The organism is Phenylobacterium sp. (genome assembly GCF_035276905.1).
In the GTDB taxonomy this organism is placed as follows: Bacteria; Pseudomonadota; Alphaproteobacteria; order Caulobacterales; family Caulobacteraceae; genus Phenylobacterium.
In genome coordinates, this window is sequence record NZ_DATELG010000014.1 from 1 (window position 1) to 2,771 (window position 2,771).

Genomic DNA, 2,771 nt, shown 5'->3' on the forward strand with positions numbered 1-2,771 from the left:
CTCGTGGACGTCCTCGTGGTGACGCGGCGCGCGATCGCCGCCGCGCGGCTGATCCGACGAGATCTCTTGGTCCTCGTCTTCGTCTTCGTCCTCGCCGACGACTTCGTCTTCGTCTTCGTCCTCCTCGAACTCCTCCTCGAACGCGGCGTCGTCGAAGGCGTCCTCGGGGGCGGGGACGAAGGCCTGGACCGGCGCGGCCAGCGCGGCGGCGTGCTCGGCGCGGGTTTCGCTGGCGGTCCGCTCGATCAGGCACTCGGAGTTGGCCATCTCGTCGTCGATCACCACGGTGACGAACAGGCCCAAGGTCTGGTGCAGGCGCGCCAGGTGCGCCCGCTTCTCGTTGAGGATGTAGAGGCCCACGGCGCGGGGCGCGGTGAGGGTGGCTTCGCCGCCCCCCTTCAGCGCCTCGATCTCCATCGACCGCAGGGCGGCGAGCGCGCTCGACTCCACCGAGCGCACCCGGCCGGTCCCGGCGCAGTGCTCGCAGACGTGGGTGGTGCCCTCCAGCACGCCGGTGCGGCGGCGCTGGCGGCTGATCTCCATCAGGCCGAACGGGCTGATCTTGCCCATCTGCACCCGGGCGCGGTCGTCCTTGAGGCAGTCCTTCAGCTTCTTCTCGACGGCCCGGTTGTTCTTGGCCTCGTCCATGTCGATGAAGTCGATGACGATCAGGCCGGCGAGGTCGCGCAGGCGCAGCTGCCGGGCCGCCTCTTCCGCCGCCTCGAGGTTGGTCTTCAGCGCCGTGGCCTCGATGTTCCGCTCACGCGTCGAGCGGCCGGAGTTCACGTCGACGGCGACCAGCGCCTCGGTCTGGTTGATCACCAGATAGCCGCCCGAGCGCAGCGGGACGACCGGCGAATAGATCTGCGACAGGTGGTCTTCCACCTTGTGCCTGACGAAGAGCGGCGTCGGCTCGCGGTACAGCTGCACCTTCTTGGCCTGGCTCGGCATCAGCATGCGCATGAAGTCGCGCGCTTCCTTGAAGCCGGCGTCGCCTTCGACGAAGACCTGGTCGATGTCCTTGTCGTAGAGGTCGCGGATGGCGCGTTTGACGAGGTCTTCCTCCTCGTAGATCAGCGCCGGGGCGATCGAGTGCAGGGTGGTCTCGCGGATGTTCTCCCACAGCCGCAGCAGGTACTCGTAGTCGCGCTTGATCTCCGCCTTGGTGCGCTTGGCGCCGGCGGTGCGCACGATCAGCCCCATGCCCTGCGGCACCTCGAGGCTCTGGACGACGGTCTTCAGGCGCTTGCGGTCGGTCACCGCGGTGATCTTGCGGCTGATGCCGCCGCCGCGGGCGGTGTTGGGCATCAGCACGCCGTAGCGGCCGGCGAGCGAGAGATAGGTGGTCAGCGCCGCGCCCTTGTTGCCGCGCTCCTCCTTGACGACCTGCACCAGCATGATCTGCCGGCGGCGGATCACTTCCTGGATCTTGTACTTGCGCATCAGCCGCCGGCGACGCCGGGCGACTTCCTCTTCCATGACGTCGTCGTCGTCCTCGGCGGCGACCTGGTTTTCGTCCTCGTCGTCATCTTCGGAGGCCGCCGCGCGGCCGCGCGGCTCGTGGTCGTCCTCGTCCTCGGCCTCTTCGCGCAGCAGGGCTTCGCGGTCGGCGACCGGGATCTGATAGTAGTCGGGATGGATTTCGCTGAAGGCGAGGAACCCGTGCCGGTTCCCGCCGTATTCGATGAAAGCGGCCTGCAGCGACGGCTCGACGCGCGTCACCTTGGCGAGGTAGATGTTTCCCCGAAGCTGCTTTCTGTTCTGGCTTTCGAAATCGAAATCTTCAACGCGATTTCCATCGACGACCACCACACGCGTCTCTTCTGCGTGCGCTGCGTCGATCAACATCGTCTTGGGCATTAATCGGATCTCCACGGCGCGCGGCGGGCGTCTCGGCCCCGCGCTGCCGGCTTGTGGGACGAGCGCGCGCTGGCCCGGGCCGGGCGCCGAATTCGGCGGTCCGGGCGGCTTCAGGGCCGACAAAGGCTTGAGCTGCGCAGCTCATCGGGTGTGTTCCCTGGCGCGCCCCCTTAAGAAGCGCGGAACGGAGGATGCGTCGTGGCCGACCCGCTTTTCCATTTGGGGGGCCGTGCGCCGACGCTGGCTTGCGCATGACTTCGCCCTGCATCGGAGCCGGGGCGGCTTGTCGTGCGGGCGGACATTGCAACACCGAGGGAGAAATTGGAAGCGCCGCGACAACACGCAAGCCGGAAAGGTCTCATTAACCGCTTGGCTACCCGACGTGCGGCTAAATGATGTCTTCAATCGGTCGGCCTCCAGTTTAGGTTTGCAGCGATGCTCGGTCGCGCGAGGAGAGTTTTGGTCGGGAGGGGACGGGGGCTGCTGATCGCGGCGGCCACCGTGCTCGGGCTTGCGGCCGTCGCGGCCTCCCACGCGGCCACTGTCACCGCCGGGCTCTTGAAGGTGCGACTGGGCGGCGACGCCGGGCAGACCCGCATCGTCATCGACCTCGACCGCTCCGCCACCGCCAAGGTGGTTTCCGACGGCTCCGGCGACCGCCGCGTGGTGGTCGTGCTCCAGGGCGTCGCCACCACCGGCCAGCAGGGCGCGGGCGTGGGCCTGGTCAAGGCCTGGGTGGCCGACCAGACCCAGAGCGGGACCCGGCTTAGGATCGACCTCGCCGGCGACGGACAGATCAGGCGCCGCTTCCTGCTGCCGCCCGCCGACGGCGTCGACCACTACCGCTATGTGATCGACGTCGCGCCGGAAGACGCCGGCCAGGTCCGGCTGACCAAGGGCGCGGACGTCCG

Annotated in this window: 1 protein-coding gene and 1 pseudogene; one reads left to right on the top strand and one right to left on the bottom strand. The window is 68.2% G+C overall.

Going from position 1 to position 2,771, the window contains the following annotated elements; translation table 11 throughout:
* Nucleotides 1-1,860, bottom strand: a 1,860-nt coding sequence (locus VJS38_RS00485; protein WP_324086197.1) for a ribonuclease E/G, incomplete at its 3' end; no start/stop codon positions are given.
* 501 nt (nucleotides 1,861-2,361) lie between these two features.
* Here VJS38_RS00485 and VJS38_RS00490 point away from each other — a divergent pair.
* A pseudogene (locus VJS38_RS00490) lies at nucleotides 2,362-2,771 on the top strand (N-acetylmuramoyl-L-alanine amidase); the annotation flags it as partial.